The sequence below is a fragment of the Pseudomonas sp. EA_15y_Pfl1_P101 genome, assembly GCF_963970835.1.
GTDB classification, from domain to species: domain Bacteria; phylum Pseudomonadota; class Gammaproteobacteria; order Pseudomonadales; family Pseudomonadaceae; genus Aquipseudomonas; species Aquipseudomonas tritici.
In genome coordinates this window covers 64640-86992 of record NZ_CAXAPA010000018.1, presented here as the reverse complement: position 1 = coordinate 86992, position 22353 = coordinate 64640, and the positions used below count along the sequence as shown (strand labels likewise).

Below are 22353 nucleotides of genomic sequence, written 5' to 3'. Positions count from 1 at the left end.
GCGACCACTGGGTCAGCAAATGACTATCAGGGAAGAGCAGTTTATTGACGCAAGACACTCATTCCATCGGAAAGATAGTGCTAGCATAGAGCCATTATTGGACCTCAGCGTGCCCCCTAACTAGTAGTCAGGATATGACCGAGCCAGAAGACCCCAGCCGTGAGCGTCTCAAGCAGCATTTTGCCCAGCGGGTAATTCATCAGGCACGTCAAATTCTTGAGATCTGGCAGCGCCTGCAACGCAGCGAATGGTCCAGCGCCGACCTCTGCGAACTCAGCGAAGCCAATTTGCGCCTGCTGCGCTTTGCCGAGCGCTTCGAACAACCCGAGCACGGCCAATTGGCGCGGCATATCGGCGAATCACTCAAAGCGGTGGACGACAACCGTGGCCGCCTGAGCAGCCAACTGATCACCGAACTCAACCGCTTGATGCAGCGCCTGTCGCGCACTGGACTGCGCCAGGGCGACCAGTTCGAACACACCTTCCTGCCGCCGATGCGCAAGCCAATCTACGTGATGCTGGCCGATCACGATCGCGCCGAGCGCCTGGCCAAGCAACTGGAATTCTTTGGCATGAGCGCCCAATCCCTCGACAGCGTGGCGGCATTTCGCGCGTCGATGGCCGAGCGCTTGCCTTCGGCGATTGTGATGGATGTGGATTTCTGCGGCGCAGGGCTGGGGCTCAAGCTTGCCGCCGAAGCCCAGGAAGGCCTGGAGCACAAGCTGCCGCTGCTGTTTTTCAGCCTGCACGAAACCGATACGCCGACTCGCCTGGCCGCCGTGCGCGCCGGGGGCCAGGAATTTCTTACCGGCACCCTGGAAGCCTCCAGCCTGCTGGAAAAAATCGAAGTACTGACCTGCGTCGCCCAGTACGAGCCGTATAAAGTGCTGATCATCGATGACTCGCGGGCGCAGGCACTGCACACCGAGCGGCTGCTCAACAGTGCAGGCATCGTCACCCGCACGCTGATCGAACCGATCCAGGCCATGGCCGAGCTGGCGGATTTCCAACCGGACCTGATCATCCTCGACATGTACATGCCCGCCTGTACCGGTACCGAACTGGCCAAGGTCATCCGGCACAACGACCGCTACGTCAGCGTGCCGATCATTTACCTTTCGGCCGAGGACGACCTGGACAAGCAACTGGACGCCATGAGTGAAGGCGGCGACGACTTCCTCACCAAGCCGATCAAGCCGCGCCACCTGATCACCACCGTGCGCAACCGCGCGGCACGTGCGCGCAACCTCAAGGCACGGATGGTGCGCGACAGCCTGACCGGCCTGTACAACCACACCCATATCCTGCAATTGCTCGAAGACTGCAGCTTCCGCGCGCGCCGCGAAAACAAGCCGCTGAGCTTTGCCATGCTCGATATCGACCACTTCAAGCGGGTCAATGACAGCCACGGCCACCCCATGGGCGACCGAGTGATCAAGAGCCTGGCGCTGTTTCTCAAGCAGCGACTGCGCAAGACCGACTACATCGGGCGCTACGGCGGCGAAGAATTCGCCATCGTGATGCCAGACACCGACCTGGAATCGGCCTGCAAGGTGCTGGATGAAATCCGTGAGCGCTTTGCGGAAATCCACTACCCGGCCCAGCCCGAGGATTTGTGGTGCACCTTCAGTGCAGGGCTGGTGGAACTGGGCGACGGTTCCGACAGCCTGATGATGGCCGCCCAGGCCGATGAAGCGCTGTACCGTGCCAAGAATGCCGGGCGTAACCGCGTGCAAGGGACGCACACGCCAAGGCAAAGTGCCATCTTTTCACCTGAATTCACCAATTCAGTCATAACGCTGTAATAGAAACGCAATAACTTCAGGCACTTATCTTTTGCTGTCGGTTGAAACCACGCATGCGCCTGAAGCTGCTGACCAATCTCAATACCCTTCTTCTGGTGGCCGTGTGCCTGGCGCTCGGGGCGACGCTGTGGTGGTCGCAGCGCGCTTTGGAACGGCCGTATTTATTGATGGAGCGCTACCTGGGCCTGTCGCAGGCATTTCAGAACCAGGCCGCGCGCAATATTGACGATTACATGGCCAGCGGCGACGCCCTGCGCCTGAGCAGCGCCAGCCAGAGCCTGGAAAGCCTGTTGCTGGATCTGGATCAACTGCCCGTCGACCTGGCGCAAAACGTGCGCCCCAGCCTGGTGGACCTGGATGCCTTCAGCAAGACCGACCTGCTCGCCGCCGGCAAATTAGCGGGTGACCCACAGGCCCTGCTGCTGCAAGCCGAGCGCGAACTCGGCGCGAACCTGGAGCAACTGAGCCAGTACGCCATCGGCGTCAACTCTGCAGAGGCCGCACGTTACCTGCCGCCACTGCTGGCGGCGTCCCAGCATCTGGCCAAACTGTCGCTGGCCCGCGACAAACTGGTGAGCAGCGGGCGCGCGGAACTGGCTGATGATGTGGAGCGCGAAGTCGGCAATATCCGCAGCCAGGCGGATGTGCTGGAACAACTGCCGCTGTTGGGCGTGAAGGCCAGCGCCGAATCCAGCGCGGATGATTTTTCCGCGCTGATGGGCCTGGAAAACACTGAAAAAACTGAAGCACAGGACACCGGCGTCGACCTCAAGCGCGAACTCAATAGCCTGCTGAAACGCTACCCTGCTGAACTCAAGCGCACTCGCGAACAGATCCAGCAACGCGCCGAACTGGCCGCCGCTACCCACCTGAAAATCAACGCCGTGCAGCAAGCCATCGCCGGTCTGGAGCCCGTGGTGCGCGCGCAGCACGGCAAGATCCAGGGCGAAGTGCGCCTGCTGCAAGGCGTGATGATCGGCCTGATCCTGCTGATCGCGCTGTTGATCGACACCTTGCAACGCCGCCTGGCGCGGGTGCTGACCAACTTGGCACCGGCCTTATCGACCTGGGCCGAAGGCGACTTCAGCCAGCCGATTGCCTTGGGCAAGACCAACCGCGAGCTGCACGATATCGAAGCCTCCTTGAACCGTCTGCGCGCCTACCTGGTGGACCTGGTGGGCACTATTCGCGGCAACGCCGAGGAAGTTGCCGGCAGCAGCCGCGCCCTTGCCGAACTGAGCAGCGGCCTGCATGACGGCGCCGAACGCCAAGCCGGCGATACCGCGCAGATCCGCGACTCGCTGGGGGAACTGGAAGCGACCATCCAGCAAGTCGCCGGCGATGCCAGCCAGGCCGCGGACGCCAGTCGCAGTGCCGGCCAAGCGGTAGAGCAAGGCCAACGCGTGATCGGCCTGAGCCTGACCGGGCTGCACGCCCTGGTGGGTGAAGTGCAGCAAAACGCGCAGATGATCGAAAAACTCGCCGAAGAATCCGCCACCATCGGCGGCGTGCTCACGGTGATTCGCGCGATTGCCGACCAGACCAATCTGCTGGCCCTCAACGCCGCCATCGAGGCCGCCCGTGCCGGTGAAGCCGGACGTGGTTTTGCCGTAGTCGCCGACGAAGTCCGCTCCCTAGCTCAACGCACCGCTGGCGCCACGGCGCAGATCCAGACCCTGATTGCCGGCCTGCAAAGCGCCGCCCATCAATCCGTGCAAGGCATGCGCGCCCAGGTCGAACACGCCGAAGCCACCGCCCAGCAGGCCCAGGCGGCGGACGGAGCACTGGATGAGATCGTCGGCGCGATCCAGACCATTTCCGACACCGCCGTGCGCATCGCCGATGTGACGGCGCAGCAGAGTGGGGCCGTGAGTGAGATTCGCGATAACAGCGAGCGGATTCATCAGATGGGTGAGGATAACTTGCTGCGCATTGGTCAGGGACGCCGCCAGGGCGAGCACTTGTTGGTCCTCGGTGGGCAGCTCAATACTGCGGTGCAAGCCTTCCGCGTCTAATCCGATCTCCCGCCTCACGACGATCCAAAATCATATGGAGATCAGAAATGTGTGCGGGCTTGCTCCCTCCCACATTTGATCTTCAGTGCACTCAGAACCGTATTATCAATGACCAGAACCCACTACTTGGTCACATACTTTTCGCTATCCTCGCTAATCGTGCTGCCTACTGCATAGAACTGGACAGTCACAAAGGCTTTGCGGCATAGTCGCCGGGTTCTGCCGTACTCACATCAATAACAAGGAACAGCCGATGGCGACCTTACTGGTTCTTCACGGACCCAACCTGAACCTGCTCGGCACCCGTGAACCGGGCGTCTACGGGGCAGTTACCCTGGATCAGATCAACCTCGATCTTGAGCGCAGGGCGCGTGAAGCCGGCCACCATCTGCTCTACCTGCAAAGCAATGCCGAGTACGAATTGATTGATCGCATCCATGCCGCGCGCGGCGAAGGCGTGGACTTTATCCTGATCAATCCCGCCGCTTTTACGCACACAAGCGTTGCATTACGTGACGCGCTGCTGGCGGTGAGCATCCCATTCATCGAAGTGCATTTGTCGAACGTGCACAAACGTGAACCTTTCCGCCATCACTCTTACTTCTCCGACGTAGCGGTAGGAGTGATCTGCGGCCTTGGCGCCAGCGGTTACCGACTGGCCCTGGAGGCCGCCCTGGAACAGCTTGAACAACCGGCCAAGCGCCCCTGACCGACCCTTGGGAGTTGATGATTCATGGATATCCGTAAAGTTAAGAAACTGATCGAGCTGCTGGAAGAATCCGGTATCGACGAGCTGGAAATCAAGGAAGGCGAAGAGTCCGTACGGATCAGCCGTCACAGCAAGACGCCAGCCCAACAGTTCTACGCGCCACAGATGCAAGCGCCGGCTCCGGCCGCTGCTGCTCCGGCCGCCGCACCTGCTGCCGCCGCACCTGCAGCACCCGCAGCGCCTGCGCTGAACGGTTTCGTGGTCAAGTCGCCAATGGTCGGTACTTTCTACCGCACCCCGGCACCCACTTCGCCAGCCTTCGTTGAAGTCGGCAAGACGGTGAAAGTGGGCGACACCATCTGCATCGTTGAAGCGATGAAGATGATGAACCACATCACCGCTGAGAAAGCCGGCGTCATCGAATCCATCCTGGTAGAAAACGGTCAGCCGGTTGAGTACGACCAGCCGCTGTTCACCATCGTTTGAACCGCGGAGCGCCTTCGATGTTGAAACCTGCGAAGAAACTGCAAAAAGTCCTGATCGCTAACCGCGGCGAGATCGCGCTGCGTATCCTGCGCGCCTGTAAGGAAGAGGGCATCAAGACCGTCGCTGTTTACTCGACGGCCGATACCGAATTGATGCACGTGAAACTGGCGGACGAAAGCATCTGCATCGGCCCGCCACTGGCCACGAACTCGTACCTGAAAGTCTCGAACATCATCGCGGCCGCTGAAGTGACCGGCGCTGATGGCATCCACCCGGGTTACGGCTTCCTCGCGGAAAACGCCGATTTCGCCGAACAAGTGGAAAAATCCGGCTTCGCCTTCATCGGCCCGAAAGCCGACACCATTCGCCTGATGGGTGACAAGGTCTCAGCCAAGGACGCCATGATCGCGGCCGGCGTGCCCACCGTTCCTGGCTCCGACGGCCCGCTGCCTGAAGACGAGGAAACCGCTCTGCGCATTGGTCGCGAAGTCGGTTACCCGGTAATCATCAAGGCCGCCGGTGGCGGTGGTGGTCGCGGCATGCGCGTGGTGCACAAGGAAGAAGACCTGATCGAGGCCGCCAAGCAGACGCGCTCCGAAGCGGGCGCCTGGTTCGGCAACCCAATGGTCTACCTGGAAAAGTACCTGACCAACCCACGTCACGTGGAAGTGCAGGTACTGTCCGACGGCCAGGGCCACGCCATCCACCTGGGCGACCGCGATTGCTCCCTGCAACGTCGTCACCAGAAGGTGCTGGAAGAAGCGCCGGCACCGGGTCTGGACGAGAAAGCGCGCGCGGAAGTGCTGGCTCGCTGCGTCAAGGCGTGCATCGACATCAACTACCGTGGCGCCGGTACCTTCGAGTTCCTCTACGAGAACGGTCGTTTCTACTTCATCGAGATGAACACTCGTGTGCAGGTAGAGCACCCGGTTTCGGAGATGGTCACCGGTATCGACATCGTCAAGGAGATGCTCAGCATCGCCGCTGGCAACGTGCTGTCTTTCACACAGGACGACGTGAAGATCCACGGCCACTCCCTGGAGTGCCGGATCAACGCCGAAGACCCGAAAACCTTTATGCCAAGTCCAGGCCTGGTCAAGCATTTCCATGCGCCAGGCGGCAACGGCGTTCGCGTCGATTCGCACCTGTACAGCGGCTACAAGGTTCCGTCCAACTACGACTCGCTGATCGGCAAGCTGATCACCTGGGGCGCTACCCGCGACGAGGCTATGGCCCGTATGCGTAACGCCCTGGACGAAATCGTGGTCGACGGCATCAAGACCAACATCCCGCTGCACCGGGACCTGGTTCGCGATGAAGGCTTCTGCGAGGGTGGTGTGAACATTCACTACCTGGAACACAAGCTGGCCAACCAGTAAGTGCTCCACCCAACAAAGCCGCCTTCGGGCGGTTTTGTTGTTTCTGGATCACCTGGATTTTGTGGACCCACATTTGAACGCAGTGCAGTCAGTGGTGTCGTCTTCTGCCCGCCGCTCGCGTAAACTTGCGCCCTTTCGCAGCCCCACCCCGCTGCACACTCATTTTCTCAAAGGTGCCCGCCATGCCTTGGCTGCAAGTCCGTCTCGCCATCAGCCCAGAACAAGCCGAAACCTATGAAGACGCTTTCCTCGAAGTGGGCGCTGTCTCGGTCACCTTCATGGACGCCGAAGACCAACCGATCTTCGAACCCGAACTCAACACCACCCCGCTGTGGTCCCACACCCATTTGCTGGCCCTGTTCGAAGACGGCACCGACGCTGCCGCCGTGCTGGCCCACATGGAATTGCTCACCGGCGGCCCATTGCCGGAGCATCACAGCGAAGTGATCGAAGACCAGGACTGGGAACGCAGCTGGATGGACAACTTCCAGCCGATGCGTTTCGGCCAGCGCCTGTGGATCGTGCCAAGCTGGCACGCCGCGCCTGAGCCGGATGCCGTCAACCTGCTGCTGGACCCGGGCCTGGCGTTCGGTACCGGCACCCACCCGACCACCGCACTGTGCCTGGAATGGCTGGACGGCCAGGACCTGACCGACAGCCACGTGCTGGACTTCGGCTGCGGCTCGGGCATCCTGGCGATTGCCGCCCTGCTGCTCGGCGCAAAGGAAGCTGTGGGCACCGATATCGACGTACAGGCCCTGGAAGCCTCCCGCGATAACGCCGGACGCAACAACATTGCTGAAAGCAAATTCCCGCTCTACCTGCCAGAGCAATTGCCCCAGGTGCAGGCCGATGTGCTCGTGGCGAACATTCTCGCCGGGCCGCTGGTGTCCCTGGCGCCGCAGCTGTCCAGCCTGGTCAAGCCGGGCGGCCGCCTGGCGCTGTCGGGCATCCTCGCTGAGCAAGGCGAAGACGTCGCCGCTGCCTACGCGCGGGATTTCGAACTGGACCCCATCGCTAACCGTGATGGCTGGGTACGCATCAGTGGTCGTCGGCGCTAGAATGAGCGCTTGCCTGAATCGGATGGCCGCATGACCGACAGTTTCGTCACCCAGTGCCCGCATTGCCAAGCGCGTTTTCGCGTCAACCACGCCCAATTGAGCGTGGCCCGCGGCGTGGTGCGCTGCGGCTCGTGCCTGCAAGTGTTCAATGCGGCTCGCCAGTTGCTGGAGCAGCGCGGCCCAGTGCCGGCGCCGCAGCCTGATCTGCCTGCTGCCGAGCCTGTTCCAGACATCACACTTGAGGCACCGCGGGCAATCAGCCAGAAGCAGTGGGCCGCCGAAGAGCTCGACCTGGACAACCTTGACCTGGACGAAGAACTGGCCAAGCTGGAACGTCGCGAGATTCAGCACACGCTGCCGGCGGGTGCAGAACGTCGCCAGCCCGGCGCCGAGCGTCACCAAAAAGAAGAATCCTTCAGCGCCAGCCGCGACACGGTTAAAACCGAAGAAGAAAAATGGGCCGCCAGCCTGTTCAGCGAACCGCCTGAAGAGCGCGGCCAAAGCACTGAAGCCAAAGCCGAGCCGACGAACGCACCTGCGACCAAGCTGCGCACCGAACCGTCCATGTCGCTCCACACCGACGATATCGACGATGAACCGCCACTGCGTTCAACGCCAGAAAATGACGATACCGATCCGCCGTTCACGCCATTGACCCAGTCGGCCGATGACGTTGAACCCGAAGAACGCCCCAAACCCCGGCGCAAGCGCCCGCGCGCCGAAACGAGTGTGCACGACGACCAACTGCTGGATCTCGAAGACGACCCGCTGCACCTCTACGCGCAAAAGCGTCCGGCCAGCCTGGGCCGTCGCCTGATCTGGCTGTTGCTGGTACTGATCGCTGCCGCCAGTCTCGCAGGCCAGTACATCGCCTACCAATTCGACGATCTGGCCCGCCAGGACGCCTATCGCCCCTGGTTCCAGGAACTGTGCCCTACACTGGGCTGCACCGTGCCGTCGCGGGTCGATATTGCCCATATCAAGAGCAGCAACCTGGTGGTGCGCAGCCATCCGGACTTCGCCGGGGCGCTGGTAGTGGACGCGATCATCTACAACCGCGCGATGTTCTCCCAGCCCTTCCCGCTGCTGGAGCTGCGTTTTGCCGACTTGAACGGCGGCCTGATTGCCAGTCGTCGCTTCAAACCCGCCGAATACCTCAGCGGCGAATTGGCCGGCGTTAGCGAAATGCCATCGCAGGTCCCGATTCATATCTCCCTGGACATCCTCGATCCGGGCAATAAAGCCGTGAATTACAGCCTGAGCTTTCACTCGCCCGAGTAAATCAAGGCCCGCATCTTGGATTGAATGGCTGGACCATCGGCAACCAAACCGGTGGCGATAAGAAAATAACTGTTCAGATTTTATCCAATTCAGCCTTTATCCAGTCATCGAGAGCGGGTATCATGCCAACCCTTTTTCGAACTCTAATGATCCGGCCCCACAACAGGGAAGTCCTATGTCGGCGGTACGCATCGGCCCATACACATTGCAGAACGGCTTGATTCTCGCCCCAATGGCGGGCGTCACTGACCAGCCCTTTCGTCAGCTGTGCAAACGTTTGGGCGCGGGTCTAGTAGTCTCGGAAATGGTCACCAGCGACATGAGCTTGTGGAACACCCGCAAATCGCGGATGCGCATGATCCACGAAGGTGATCCCGAGCCACGCTCGGTACAGATCGCCGGGGGAGATGCACAGATGCTCGCGGATGCGGCCCGGGCCAACGTGGAGTTGGGGGCGCAGATCATCGATATCAACATGGGCTGCCCGGCCAAGAAGGTCTGCAACAAGGCCGCCGGTTCCGCGCTATTGAAAGATGAGCAGTTGGTTGCCGAGATCCTGCAGGCCGTTGTCGCCGCAGTGGATGTGCCGGTCACCCTGAAGATTCGTACCGGTTGGGACCGGGATAACAAGAACGGCCTGACGGTGGCGAAGATCGCCGAACAGGCAGGAATTACAGCGCTGGCGGTGCATGGCCGCACCCGCGCCGACCTTTACACCGGTGAAGCCGAGTACGACACCATTGCTGCGATCAAGCAGGCGGTGTCGATGCCGGTGTTTGCCAATGGCGACATCGACTCAGCCGAGAAAGCCCGGCGCGTACTGCACGCAACCGGCGCCGATGGTTTGTTGATTGGCCGGGCCGCCCAGGGGCGTCCGTGGATTTTTCGTGAGATCGAGCATTTCCTGCGTACCGGCGAAGTGTTACCGGCGCCAGGGTTGGTCGAGGTGGAACGTATTCTGCTAGAGCATTTGAATGCCCTGCACGTCTTCTACGGAGACGTGATGGGCGTGCGCATTGCTCGCAAGCATGTCGGCTGGTATCTCGCAACCTTGCCGGGCGCCAAGGAGTTTCGCGCCCAGTTCAATCGTTTGGATGAAACGCAGGCACAGGTCGCCACCGTTCGTGAGTTCTTCGCCGAACGTGACAACAGCCTGGAAACAGGGGATGCAAAGGGGGTGGCCGCATGACGATGATGACCGAGACTTTAGTGAGTGGAACAACACCCGTGAGCGACAACGTCAATTTGAAACAGCACCTCAACACGCCGAGCGAAGAAGGCCAAACCCTTCGCGGGAGTGTCGAGAAGGCGCTGCACAATTATTTCGCCCACCTTGAGGGCGCTTCCGTCACGGACGTGTACAACCTGGTGCTCTCCGAAGTCGAGGCGCCCTTGCTCGAAAGCGTGATGAACTACGTCAAGGGCAACCAGACCAAAGCCAGTGAGTTGCTGGGCCTCAACCGTGGCACCTTGCGCAAAAAGCTCAAACAATACGATTTGCTGTAAGCATTCAATCCAAACAGAAAGGCGCCCGCGTAAAACCGGTCGCCTTTTTTGCTGACTCCTTTGCTTTTGATGGAAATTGAAATGACCGACCAGACTACCCGCCTGCCGATCCGCCGCGCCTTGATCAGTGTTTCCGACAAGACCGGGATCCTCGAATTTGCCCGGGAGCTGGAAGCCCTGGGTGTGGAAATCCTCTCCACGGGCGGGACCTTCAAACTGCTGCAGGACAACGGCGTGGCCGCAGTGGAAGTGGCGGACTACACCGGTTTCGCAGAAATGATGGACGGTCGGGTCAAGACCCTGCACCCGAAAATCCACGGCGGCATTCTCGGCCGTCGCGGTATCGACGACTCAATCATGACCGAGCACGGCATCAAGCCGATCGACCTGGTGGCCGTTAACCTCTACCCGTTCGAAGCCACCATCAACAAGCCAGGCTGCGACCTGCCGACCGCTATCGAAAACATCGATATCGGCGGCCCAACCATGGTGCGCTCGGCGGCCAAGAACCACAAAGACGTGGCCATCGTGGTTAACGCCAGCGACTACGCCCAGGTGCTAGAAAGCCTGAAAGCCGGTGGCCTGACCTACGCCCAGCGTTTCGACCTGATGCTCAAGGCGTTCGAACACACCGCCGCCTACGACGGCATGATCGCCAACTACATGGGCACCGTGAACCAGGCCGCTGAAACACTCTCGACCGAAGGCCGCAGCCAGTTCCCGCGCACCTTCAACAGCCAGTTCATCAAGGCCCAGGAAATGCGCTACGGCGAGAACCCGCACCAGAGCGCGGCGTTCTACGTTGAGGCAAAACCGGCCGAAGTCGGCATCGCCACCGCGACCCAACTGCAAGGTAAAGAGCTGTCCTACAACAACGTGGCCGACACCGACGCCGCGCTGGAATGCGTGAAAAGCTTCGTCAAACCGGCCTGCGTGATCGTCAAGCACGCCAACCCGTGCGGCGTGGCCGTGAGCCCGGACGCTGAAGGCGGCATTCGCCAGGCCTACGAACTGGCCTACGCCACCGACACCGAATCGGCCTTCGGCGGCATCATCGCCTTCAACCGTGAACTGGATGCCGAGACCGCCAAGGCGATCGTCGAGCGTCAGTTCGTCGAAGTGATCATCGCGCCAAGCGTCAGCGAAGAAGCCCGCGCCATCGTCGCCGCCAAGGCCAATGTGCGCCTGCTGGCCTGCGGCGAGTGGTCGGCTGACCGCGCCGCTGCCTGGGACTACAAGCGCGTCAACGGGGGTCTGCTGGTCCAGAGCCGCGACATCGGCATGATCGGCAGCGAAGACCTGAAAGTGGTGACCAAGCGCGCACCGACCGAGCAAGAGATCAACGACCTGATCTTCGCCTGGAAAGTGGCCAAGTACGTTAAATCCAACGCCATCGTCTACGCCAAGAACCGCCAGACCATCGGCGTCGGCGCCGGCCAGATGAGCCGCGTGAACTCGGCGCGTATCGCCGCGATCAAGGCTGAACACGCCGGTTTGCAGGTCGTGGGTTCGGTAATGGCTTCCGATGCGTTCTTCCCGTTCCGTGATGGCCTGGACAATGCCGCAAAAGCCGGCGTTACCGCCGTCATCCAGCCGGGTGGTTCGATGCGTGATGCTGAAGTCATCGCTGCCGCTGACGAAGCCGGCATCGCCATGGTCTTCACCGGCATGCGCCATTTCCGTCACTAATCCACTAGCGTGGAGCGGCAAGTTTCAAGCTGCAAGCGACAAGTAAAAGCAGGACTTTGCCGCTTTTGATCTTGCTTGCAGCCTCTAAAATTCAAAGTCGCATGCTGCACTTCAGAGCAATGCAGATTGCTCTTAACTTGTAGCTTGCAGCTTGTAACTTCCTCCGAAGGAGTCTGACTTGAACGTCCTTATCATTGGCAGCGGTGGCCGTGAACACGCCCTGGCCTGGAAAGTTGCCCAGGACCCGCGCGTCCAGAAAGTGTTCGTTGCACCCGGCAACGCCGGCACCGCCATTGAAGCCAAGTGCGAGAACGTTGCTATCGACGTGCTCGCCCTTGAGCAACTGGCCGACTTTGCTGAAAAGAATGTGTCCCTGACCATCGTCGGTCCGGAAGTCCCATTGGTTGCCGGCGTGGTGGACCTGTTCCGCAGCCGTGGCCTGGACTGCTTCGGCCCAACCGCCGGCGCTGCCCAGCTGGAAGGCTCCAAGGCGTTCACCAAGGATTTCCTGGCGCGCCACAAGATCCCGACCGCCGACTACCAGAACTTCACCGAGATCGAGCCGGCCCTGGCTTACCTGCGTGAAAAAGGTGCGCCAATCGTGATCAAGGCCGATGGCCTGGCCGCTGGTAAAGGCGTGATCGTCGCCATGACCCTGCAAGAAGCCGAAGACGCCGTGCGCGATATGCTCGCCGGCAACGCTTTCGGTGACGCAGGTTCCCGCGTGGTGATCGAGGAGTTCCTCGACGGCGAAGAAGCCAGCTTTATCGTGATGGTAGACGGCAAGAACGTATTGCCGATGGCCACCAGCCAGGACCATAAACGCGTCGGCGACGGCGACAGCGGCCCGAACACCGGCGGCATGGGTGCCTACTCCCCTGCCCCGGTCGTCACCGCCGACGTGCACAAGCGCGTGATGGACCTGGTGATCTGGCCAACCGTGCGTGGCATGGCCGATGAGGGCAATGTCTACACCGGCTTCCTGTACGCCGGTTTGATGATCGACAAAGCCGGCAACCCGAAAGTCATCGAGTTCAACTGCCGCTTTGGCGACCCGGAAACCCAACCGGTGATGCTGCGCCTGCAATCGAGCCTGGTGCTGTTGGTGGAAGCCGCCCTGGCCCAGGCCCTGGACAAGGTTGAAGCGCAATGGGACCCACGTCCGAGCGTTGGCATTGTGCTGGCGGCCGGTGGTTACCCTGCCGACTACGCCAAGGGCGACGTCATCGAAGGCCTCGACGCTGCAGCTACGCTGGAAGGCAAGGTGTTCCATGCGGGCACCGCGCTGAAGGATGGCCAGGTCGTGACCGCCGGTGGCCGTGTGTTGTGCGCCACCGCCATGGGCGCCAGTGTCGACGCCGCGCAGCAGCAAGCGTATAAGCTGGCCGCGAAAATCGATTGGAAAGGCTGCTTCTACCGCAAGGACATCGGCTACCGCGCCATCGCCCGCGAACGTGGCGAAAACAGCTAAGCAGCCGACGTCAGTAGCTATCCGTTCGGCTAGGCAAGGGCCTCAGGCCCTTGCCGTATACAGGCCTCCCCGCGCATAGTTACGCCGTGCCTCAACCTACGAAGGGATTTCGCCGTGCGCTGGCTCAGGATCGCCATAGGTTTTACTGTCAGCCTGCTGACGCTGCTCTGCCTGTTCCCGGCCCAGGCCGCCGCGCAAGGCAGTGGCTGGGCAGTATTGCTTGATGAACAGGCCGACCTGCAGCTCAGCGACATCCGCTCCCCACGCTACACCAATCAATTCAGCCCCATCGAACTGGACCGCATTAGCGCCGCGCAACCGAACGGCGCGCTGTGGATACGTTTTAAGTTGCAACCCGGCAAGCACGAGCAAGTGCTGCGGGTATTTGCCCCGGATTTGTCCCACCTGAACCTCTATGTACTGGACGGCGATACCCTGGTGGAACAACAGAGCACCGGCACGCGCCAGCCCCAGACTGAGCGGCCGTTGCCCAGCAGCGACTTCATGCTGCCGATGCCCCAGAGCCAGAAACCGTTAGAGGTTTACCTGCGCCTGGTCTCGGAGCACGAACTGCGCCCGTATATCACCCTGGAACCGGCTGTGCTCGCCGCCGCCGACCAGACCCAGACGCTGATCTACGGGCTATTGTTCGGCTGCCTGCTGATGCTGATCCTGCACAACCTCACGCGCTTCGCCTACCACCGATCGCGCAGCAGCCTGTGGCTGGCGGCCTGCGAAGCGCTGTTGATGCTCAGCCTGGCGCTATTGCTGAACCTGTTGGGCCCATGGCTGCCGAACTGGCATGCAATCCAGACACCGGGCGCCTACCTGGCGTTGCTACTGACCGCGCCCTGCGGGCTGATGTTCGCCTACCGTTTCTTCATGCCTCTGGGCCCACATCCACTGAACAAGCTGTTGATGGCCGATATCCTGATCATCGTGCTGTGCGGCCTGCTGCTGTTGTTCGTCAACACCCTGCCGCTGAACATCATCACGTACGCGCTGGTGGCCCTGGCTGGCTTGAGCATGCTGTTTATCTCGGCCTATCACTGGCAGAAAGGCTACCGCCCGGCACGCTTGTTCGTGGCGGCAATGGTGGTATTCAACATCGGTACGCTGATCATCCTGCCGGCGCTGCTTGGCCTGACGATGATTTCGCCCCAGGGCCTGATAGTCACGCTGCTGGCGTTCATCTGCCTCAGCGGCTTGTTGATGAGCCTGGCGTTAGGCGAACGCCAGCGCGCGATTGTCGAGGCACGTTTCAGCCTCAGTCGCGACCTGGCAGCGAGCAATGCCGAGATCGCCGCCAAGGCCGAGTTCCTGGCCAAGATCAGCCACGAAATCCGTACACCCATGAACGGCGTGCTAGGCATGACCGAGCTGCTGCTGGGCACGCCGCTGTCGGTGAAACAGCGCGACTACGTGCAAACCATCCACAGCGCGGGCAATGAACTGCTTACCCTGATCAACGAAATCCTCGACATCTCCAAGCTGGAGTCCGGCCAGATCGAACTGGACGACGTGCAGTTCGACCTCAACGCGCTGATCGAAGATTGCCTGAGCATCTTCCGCGCCAAGGCCGAACAGCAGAACGTCGAACTGATCAGCTTTATCCAGCCCCAGGTGCCCCGCGTGATCAGCGGCGACCCGACGCGCCTGCGTCAGGCCATGTTGAGCCTGCTGGAAAATGCCCTGAAAAAAACCGACGAAGGCGAAGTGCTGATCGTGGTTGCCCTGGACGACCGCAGCACCACGCCACGCCTGCGCATTGCCGTCCAGGACAGCGGCCTGCCGATGGAAGCGGCCGAGCGCGACGCCCTTCTGCACAGCGAACTGCACAGCAAGAATTTCTTCTCGGCCACCCGCTTGAACGGCCACTTGGGCCTGGTTATCGCCCGTCAGTTGATCCTGCTGATGAACGGCGAGTTCGGCATCAAGAGCGGCAGCCATCAGGGCAGCACCCTGTGGCTGACCTTGCCGCTGGACCCGGAACGCCTGGAACACCCGACCTCCGACCTAGACGGCCCGCTCAAAGGCGCGCGGGTGCTGGTGGTGGACGACAACGACACCTGCCGCAAAGTGCTGGTGCAGCAATGCTCGGCCTGGGGCCTTAACGTCAGCGCCGTGCCATCGGGCAAGGAAGCCCTGGCGTTACTGCGCACCAAGGCGCACCTGCGTGACTACTTCGACGTGGTGCTGCTGGACCAGAACATGCCCGGCATGACCGGCATGCAACTGGCGGCAAAGATCAAGGAAGACCCAAGCCTGAACCACGACATCCTGCTGATCATGCTCACCGGCATCAGCAATGCGCCAAGCAAGATCATCGCGCGCAATTGCGGGATCAAACGTATCCTCGCCAAGCCAGTCGCCGGTTACACACTCAAGACGACCTTGGCGGATGAACTGACCCAGCGCAGCAAGGGCAACGTGCAACCGCGCGCGGTGCTCAGCGCACCAGCCGCCGTCACCGTACCCAGCGATTTCCGCATCCTGGTGGCCGAAGACAACAGCATTTCCACTAAAGTGATCCGTGGCATGCTCGGCAAGCTCAACCTCAACCCGGACACCGCCAGCAACGGCGAGGAAGCGCTGGAGGCGATGAAAGCCCAGCGTTATGACCTAGTGTTGATGGACTGCGAAATGCCAATCCTCGATGGCTTCTCGGCGACTCAGCAACTGCGTGCGTGGGAAGTCAGCCACCAGCGCATTCGCACACCCGTGGTGGCGCTGACGGCGCATATCCTTTCGGAACATAAAGAGCGCGCACGCCAGGCTGGTATGGACGGGCACATGGCCAAGCCGGTGGAGTTGTCGCAGTTGCGTGAGTTGGTGGAGTTTTGGGTGGCGCAGCGTCAGCAGCGTCCAGAGCACGCACCCTCCTGACGTGTAATGCAGTACCCATGTAGGAGCGGGCTTGCTCACTCCCACATTTGGTCTCTGTCGCCTGATAGACTCTCAACACTTTTTCCGCCCGCGAGCCACTCACATGCTCCACGTGTTATTCAGCGTCTACCTGAAAATGCTGGTGCTTTACAGCCCTTTCTTCGTGCTGTCCTGCTTTATCAGCCTCACTCGCGGGTACTCCAGCAAAGAGCGGCGGCGCCTGGCCTGGAAAGTGGCGCTGGCGACCCTGGTCTCGAGCGTGTTGCTCTACCTGTTCGGCCGGGTGATTTTCAGCGTGTTCGGCATCACCGTCGACGCCTTCCGCATCGGCGCCGGCAGTGTGCTGTTTATCTCGGCCCTGGGCATGGCCCAAGGCAAATCGGCTGTGCAGACCGACAACGTGCAGCAGGACGTGACCATCGTACCGCTGACCATTCCCCTCACCGTCGGCCCCGGCACCATTGGCGCACTGTTGGTGATGGGTGTGAGCCAGCCGCACTGGGATGACAAGCTCACCGCCATCCTCAGCATCGCCCTGGCCAGCCTCACGGTCGGCGTGGTGCTGTACCTGTCCAACCGTATCGAACGCATCCTCGGTGACCAGGGCTTGCAGATTGTCAGTCGGTTGATGGGGTTGTTTGTGTGCGCCTTGGCCGCGCAAATCATCTTTACCGGGGTGCGCGGCTACCTGGTGCCCTAGATCCGGTACTTGGCGATCGCCAGTTGCACCTTGTCACCCGCGCTCTCGCGCATCAATTGGAGAGTCTTTTCGTTGACCACCGAGGTATTCAGCACCAGGCACGTCTGCCCGCTGAAGGCCTCGAACGAAGAACTGTCCCACTCCAGGAATGGCAGCCCTACCTGTTTACTCACGCTGTGGGTGCTGTAGGTCACCAGCACCATCATCAATTCACCCTCTGTTTCGGCACAGGACGCCAGGCCGAAATCACCGCCCTGGTGTACCGCGCTGTTGCGTTTGAACAGCTCGAAATTCGCAGGCGTCTGCTTCAATGCCTCCAATGCATCGGCGGCCAATTTAGGCAAAGCCGCGAGCAACGCTGCCGACAATGACGTCGACGCCAGCATGGCGCCGATGATATTCAACACCGCCAACTGCACGGTCAGCCCCTTGCCCGAACGTGAGACCCGCTCGAAACGGCTGCGCACCGGCAGCCAGCCCAAACCGACCATCACCTTGATAAATTCCTCGTACCAGACCTCGGTACCGCGCTGGATTTTCAACACATCGCTGACGTAGCTGCTGGCCAGCAGATAGCTCTTGCGAATGTATTCCCGGTTCAGGCCCGACAGGCCATCGGCAAACGAAATCACGCTGTTGTTGACCACCGCCGCGTTGAAATCGTCCCTAGTGTCCAGCGGCAATGCCTTCAGCGTTCCTGGCGCTCCCGGCAGTTTGTAGGCAGCAATCAATTTGCGCCTTTTTGTACTGTTGATCCTTCTGTGATGTCGCTCCATTTTGATTCTCCACAAGCACCCCAATTCGGGGCTTATGTCCACCCTAGTCCACCCACCGACGGGCTTGCCAGACGACAAACATCCCTTGACGCACCTCGTCAAACCACCGCGTCCAGCAATCGCGCGGCGTAACGGGTGAGTTTCCAGACGTCGTCGCAAAAAAAAGAAAAAGCCCCGAACAACGCCAGGAAAATCCCTGGATCATTCGGAGCTTTCCGGCAACCTGCGGGCCGTTTTCAGCAGGCAGGTTTCTCGCCGTACCAGCGCGGTGTGTATACCCATTCACCGCCACCGGCACGGGGGAATGTGCAGGTGGTGGACGAGCCGATCAGCACCATGGTGCGCATGTCCACTTGGTCCGGCGTCAGTTGCCCCAACGTGGTGACACGCAAAGTCTGCCCCGGACGGCCAATATCGCGGCCCAGCACCACCGGCGTGTGCGGCGTGCGATGCAGCGCGACGATTTCCAGGGCACGCCCCAGTTGCCACGGCCGCGAACGGGAAATCGGATTGTAGAACGCCAGGGCGAGATCGGCCTGGGACGCCAGGTCCAGGCGCTTTTCGATGATCGACCAGGGTTTTAGGTTGTCCGACAACGACATCACGCAGAAGTCATGGCCCAACGGCGCACCGGCCTGGGCGGCGGTGGCCAGGGAGGCCGAGACACCGGGCAGGATTTCCAGGTCGACCTGATGCCAGGCCGGGTCGCTGGACTCGTGCAAGGCCTCGATAACCGCGGCGGCCATGGCAAATACGCCAGGGTCGCCGGACGACACCACCACCACCGAACGGCCCTGCGCGGCCAGCTCGAAGGCGTGGCGCGCACGCTGCATTTCTTCGCGGTTGTCGGTGCAGTGCTGCACCTGATCGTCGCGGAACGGCCCGGCCATGCGCACGTAGGTTTCGTAGCCAAGCACGTCAGTGCAACGCGCCAGTTCGGCTTTCACCGCCGGCACCATCAATTCGGCAGCCCCAGGGCCCAGGCCGATCACGGCCAGTCGGCCACGGGGGCGACCGATTTGCGCCAAGTCCAGCGGTTGCTCGGCAACGTTGATGAGGATATCGGCGTTCTGGGTAACGCTGGCAAACCGCAGCGGTACGCCGAGTTCCAGAGCCGCTTCATGCAACGATGCTTCGGCCATCTGCGTATCACTGGCCAGCAAGCAGGCCAGGGATTGCACGGCGATACCCGCCTCATGCAATGCCCTGCGCACACGCTCACCCAACTGAGCGCCTGGTTTGCAGGTCACACATACATTCTTCGGATAGATCAGCAACTCATTGGCCGCCGGCGTGCGCTCGGCGCTGCCCACAAGAATCGCCAGGCGCGCCTGTTGATCCTGCGGCAAGTTGGCCTGCGCCAGCCACGGCGCCGCGCCTTCGATGCGCACGCTTTCGCCGGCCAGCAGGTCCGAGACAAAACGCTTACCCAGCTCCAGATCCGCCAGTTCATACCCCGCGGGCGGATTGAGCAGGCAGGTGCCGAAACGCAACTCACCACTGGTGGTGATTGCAGCGGCAACGTTCAAGGCAGCGGCGATTTCGCGGGCCATGACATTCACCCCGCCAAGGCCACCGAGCAACGGCACTACAGCACTGCCGTCTTCGGCCACGGCCAGCACGGCGGGTTCTTCGCCTTTTTCCAGCAGTAATGGCGCCAGGGTGCGAATGACGATGCCGGCGGCGCACAGGGCAATCAGCGGCGTGCCTTGTTGATAGAGCTGGCGCAGGGTCGCGCCGAACTCGCTATAGGCCTGGTCAGCCCCTTCAACACGTGCGGCCAAGCCGTGGATCACTGCGCCAGGGTAAACCTGCTGGATCTGGCGCGCTGTGGCCAGGCTGCCCTGCCCCAGGATGACAATCGCCGGGCGCATCAACCTTGCCACCGTTCGCCAGGCACGATGATCAGCGAAAAGTACGGCGACGACATCGGCTCCACCTGGTCCAACGGCACGATTTTCTGGTTCGCCATGGTCGCGCGCTCCACATACAGCGCACGCCCGGCCAGGCCGAGCTCTGCGAGCACCTGACGCACTTTGGGGAAGTTACGGCCCAGCTTCATGATCACCGCCGCGTCGGCATCCGCCAGGCGACGCTTGAGGTCGTCATGTGGCAACACGCCTGACAACACCGACAGGCTCTGGTTGCGATACACCAACGGCGCCCCCAGCACCGAGGCGCCACCTAGCATCGAGCACACCCCTGGGATGACTTGCGCTTCGTAGCGTTCGGCGAGACGGTCGTGCAGGTACATGTAGGAGCCGTAGAAGAACGGGTCGCCTTCGCAGATCACCGCCACATCGCGGCCAGCGTCCAAATGCGCGGCGACGTCGGCACTGGCGGCGTCGTAGAAATCGCTGATCACTTGCTCGTAGGACATCGGCGCCGGCAGCGCTTCGGTGGTCACCGGGTACACCAGCGGCATCAGGGTCTGCTGCGGCACCAGGTGATCTTCGATGATGCCGAAGGCGTTGCCCTTCTTGCCCTTGGCCACGAAGTACGCCACGACAGGCGATTCGCGCAGCAGGCGCAGCGCCTTGAGGGTGATCAGTTCGGGATCACCGGGGCCAACGCCCAAGCCGATCAAACGTCCGCGTGCCTGCATTATTCGACCTCCGTGGCCAGGGCATTCACCGCTGCGGCGGCCATCGCACTGCCGCCCAGGCGGCCCTGCATGATCACAAATGGCACGCCGCGGCTGTCGGCGGCCAGCATCGCCTTGGATTCAGCGGCGCCCACAAAACCTACCGGGAAGCCGAGGATCAACGCCGGTTTCGGTGCGCCGGCATCGAGCATTTCCAGCAGGTAGAACAACGCGGTCGGCGCGTTGCCGATCACCACCACGCTGCCTTCAAGGTGCGGGCGCCAGAGTTCCAGGGCGGCAGCGGAACGGGTGTTGCCCAACGCCCGTGCCAGCTCCGGCACGCTGTCGTCGCGCAGGGTGCAGATCACTTGGTTATTGGCCGGCAGGCGCGTGCGGGTCACGCCTTCGGACACCATCCGCGCATCACACAGAATCGGCGCGCCAGCGGCCAACGCATCGCGCCCGGCCTTGCCTGCGCCTTCGGAGAACTGCAGGCCGTCGATGGCATCGACCATGCCGCAGGCATGAATCACGCGCACCGCGAGTTTTTCCAGGTCGGCCGGGATGCGGTCCAACTTGGCTTCCGCGCGAATAATGGCGAAGGAGTTGCGATAGATCTCCTGACCGTCGCGGATGTAATCAATCATCGGTGTTGCTCCGTGGGCGAGCGCGCAGCAAGGCGCCCGTCGCTTCAATGGAAAGGTTGCGCGCGTGCAGCCGGCCGAAACCGGGATGGGCTGCTTCGCGGAAATAGAGGTCGTAGTGGCCGGGGCTCACGGCCAGCAAAGTCACCGGCGCGACGTGCGCAGCGGCGCAGGAACGTGGGCAGCCGGACAGGTGCACGTCGTGATCGGGTTTCAGCGCGGCGAGTTGCACCGCATCAGCCTTGGTGTCGGCCAGGGCTTTGCCGCACCCCCTGGAACCGGTGCAGGCTTTCATGCGCGCCAGGGGTTGGTCGATGGAGCAGAGAAAGCCCAACTGCGCCAGGCGTTCGGTCACGGTGTGAGGTTTTTCGACGGAGGGCAGTAGCACGCCCTGCCAGGGGGTGAAGCGCAAGGTGCCGTCGCCGTACTCGCTGGCGAGTTGCGCGGCGCCGTTGAGCATCGTCGAGTCCAGGCGACCCAGAGGTGCGATGGCGGCGACGTAGAACTGATTTTTTTGATCTTGTGGATAAGTGCCGAGGTGCAGCAAAGCGCCGCTGGGCGGGCGATGGAAGCTGTCGACTGGCAGCAGCGGCAGAGTTAGACGGCTCAGCAAAGTATCCACAGGCAGATGGCGCATTCGGGTCTGCTCTGGGGTAGCAAGGTCTAAAAATACTTCCAGCACGGCCACCACCAGCGCGTGGCCTTGCGTCAGAGGCACTGCCGCCAGCGGCGCATCCAGCCCCGGGCAACCGGCCAGGCCGAACGCGAGCAGCGTCTCACCCTCGCGTACAAACGCCGAAAGCCACAGGTCATGGTGATGTTCGAGCATCGCCAGGGCCTCTGCGCCATCCAACTGCACAGCGAACTTGGCCGACAGCTCATGGAAACGTGGGTGGTTTTGCAGGGTGGCGAGGATCTGATCGGCCAGCGGGCGGGTGTCGAACAGCATCTGCGGGTCGATACCGGCGCTGGGGCTGAGCATCAGGTTGCGCACATCGTCGCCGGCGGCGTTGCTCGGGCCGAGATCGGCGGACAGCAGCATGGCAATCAACGCGTCCTGCTCGGCGCCGATCCCGCGAATCTGCAGGTTGGCGCGGTTGGTCGCCTCGATCACCCCACCCGCATAGGCCTGGGCCGCGTCGGCGACCGCGTGGGCTTGCGCGGCGGTGATTGATCCGCCAGCCAATTTGATCCGGCAAATGCCGCCGTCCAGCGCCTGGACAATACGCAGCAACCCCGGACAAGCCGAGGGGCGCAAGGTATTCACAGCGGGCGTCTGGTTCACGGGGCTACCGGTTCGCGGGTAAAGGCGCGGTATTATGCCTGCTTTGTCCGGCGGCATGAAAAGCCTGCCCGTCGGA

17 protein-coding genes and 1 pseudogene are annotated in these 22353 nt (G+C 61.7%); 13 read left to right on the top strand and 5 right to left on the bottom strand.

All coding sequences use genetic code 11. The annotated features are described in order from the left end of the window. Positions 1–134: 134 nt before the first annotated feature. From AACY36_RS24310 to AACY36_RS24250, 13 genes and pseudogenes are all read left to right on the top strand, one after another. Positions 135–1805, top strand: coding sequence for a PleD family two-component system response regulator (locus AACY36_RS24310; protein ID WP_339415764.1), 1671 nt, complete (start codon positions 135–137; stop codon positions 1803–1805). 1499 nt (positions 1806–3304) lie between these two features. Continuing rightward, positions 3305–3820: pseudogene (locus AACY36_RS28450) on the top strand (methyl-accepting chemotaxis protein); the annotation flags it as partial. Between the two features lie 253 nt (positions 3821–4073). After that, positions 4074–4529: a type II 3-dehydroquinate dehydratase gene (gene aroQ / locus AACY36_RS24300; protein WP_012721999.1), complete on the top strand. Its 456-nt coding sequence runs from the start codon at positions 4074–4076 to the stop codon at positions 4527–4529. A 24-nt stretch (positions 4530–4553) separates the two neighbouring features. Beyond that, a complete protein-coding gene (gene accB / locus AACY36_RS24295) occupies positions 4554–5015 on the top strand; it encodes an acetyl-CoA carboxylase biotin carboxyl carrier protein (RefSeq protein ID WP_012721998.1) in 462 nt (153 codons plus the stop codon). Positions 5016–5032: 17 nt separating this feature from the next. After that, on the top strand, positions 5033–6394 hold the full coding sequence (gene accC / locus AACY36_RS24290; protein WP_339415761.1) for an acetyl-CoA carboxylase biotin carboxylase subunit: 1362 nt from the start codon (positions 5033–5035) through the stop codon (positions 6392–6394). Positions 6395–6576: 182 nt separating this feature from the next. Next, entirely contained in the window at positions 6577–7455 is an 879-nt protein-coding gene (prmA, locus tag AACY36_RS24285) for a 50S ribosomal protein L11 methyltransferase (protein WP_339415759.1), read from the top strand. A 30-nt stretch (positions 7456–7485) separates the two neighbouring features. Further along, positions 7486–8736 carry a DUF3426 domain-containing protein gene (locus tag AACY36_RS24280; protein ID WP_339415758.1) on the top strand — a complete coding sequence of 417 codons (1251 nt, stop codon included), beginning with the start codon at positions 7486–7488 and terminating at the stop codon, positions 8734–8736. Positions 8737–8911: 175 nt separating this feature from the next. Beyond that, on the top strand, positions 8912–9925 hold the full coding sequence (gene dusB / locus AACY36_RS24275; protein WP_339415757.1) for a tRNA dihydrouridine synthase DusB: 1014 nt from the start codon (positions 8912–8914) through the stop codon (positions 9923–9925). Beyond that, on the top strand, positions 9922–10242 hold the full coding sequence (gene fis, locus AACY36_RS24270) for a DNA-binding transcriptional regulator Fis (RefSeq protein ID WP_002555375.1): 321 nt from the start codon (positions 9922–9924) through the stop codon (positions 10240–10242). The genes dusB and fis overlap by 4 nt, the downstream gene beginning before the upstream one ends. An 81-nt stretch (positions 10243–10323) precedes the next feature. Beyond that, positions 10324–11931, top strand: a complete 1608-nt coding sequence (gene purH, locus AACY36_RS24265) for a bifunctional phosphoribosylaminoimidazolecarboxamide formyltransferase/IMP cyclohydrolase (protein ID WP_339415756.1) — start codon at positions 10324–10326, stop codon at positions 11929–11931. A 178-nt stretch (positions 11932–12109) separates the two neighbouring features. Beyond that, positions 12110–13402 carry a phosphoribosylamine--glycine ligase gene (purD, locus tag AACY36_RS24260; RefSeq protein ID WP_339415755.1) on the top strand — a complete coding sequence of 431 codons (1293 nt, stop codon included), beginning with the start codon at positions 12110–12112 and terminating at the stop codon, positions 13400–13402. Between the two features lie 114 nt (positions 13403–13516). Then, positions 13517–16288, top strand: coding sequence for a hybrid sensor histidine kinase/response regulator (locus tag AACY36_RS24255; protein WP_339415754.1), 2772 nt, complete (start codon positions 13517–13519; stop codon positions 16286–16288). Positions 16289–16391: 103 nt separating this feature from the next. Further along, the gene (locus AACY36_RS24250) at positions 16392–16988 is read left to right on the top strand and encodes a MarC family protein (protein WP_003171467.1); all 597 of its coding nucleotides are present in this window, start codon (positions 16392–16394) and stop codon (positions 16986–16988) included. Here AACY36_RS24250 and AACY36_RS24245 read toward each other — a convergent pair. The 5 genes from AACY36_RS24245 to cobG form a co-directional block, all read right to left on the bottom strand. After that, entirely contained in the window at positions 16985–17764 is a 780-nt protein-coding gene (locus tag AACY36_RS24245; protein ID WP_339415753.1) for a hypothetical protein, read from the bottom strand. The two genes, AACY36_RS24250 and AACY36_RS24245, sit on opposite strands and share 4 nt — an antisense overlap. A gap of 236 nt (positions 17765–18000) precedes the next feature. Next, positions 18001–19638, bottom strand: coding sequence for a precorrin-3B C(17)-methyltransferase (gene cobJ / locus AACY36_RS24240; RefSeq protein ID WP_339415751.1), 1638 nt, complete (start codon positions 19636–19638; stop codon positions 18001–18003). Continuing rightward, positions 19638–20369, bottom strand: coding sequence for a precorrin-2 C(20)-methyltransferase (locus AACY36_RS24235; RefSeq protein ID WP_339415749.1), 732 nt, complete (start codon positions 20367–20369; stop codon positions 19638–19640). The genes cobJ and AACY36_RS24235 overlap by 1 nt, the downstream gene beginning before the upstream one ends. Continuing rightward, positions 20369–20995 (bottom strand): precorrin-8X methylmutase, encoded by a 627-nt coding sequence (locus AACY36_RS24230; RefSeq protein WP_065874298.1) that lies wholly within the window; start codon positions 20993–20995, stop codon positions 20369–20371. Before AACY36_RS24230 ends, AACY36_RS24235 begins: the two co-directional genes overlap by 1 nt. Beyond that, positions 20988–22334: a precorrin-3B synthase gene (gene cobG, locus AACY36_RS24225; protein ID WP_339497659.1), complete on the bottom strand. Its 1347-nt coding sequence runs from the start codon at positions 22332–22334 to the stop codon at positions 20988–20990. Before cobG ends, AACY36_RS24230 begins: the two co-directional genes overlap by 8 nt. Positions 22335–22353: the final 19 nt, after the last annotated feature.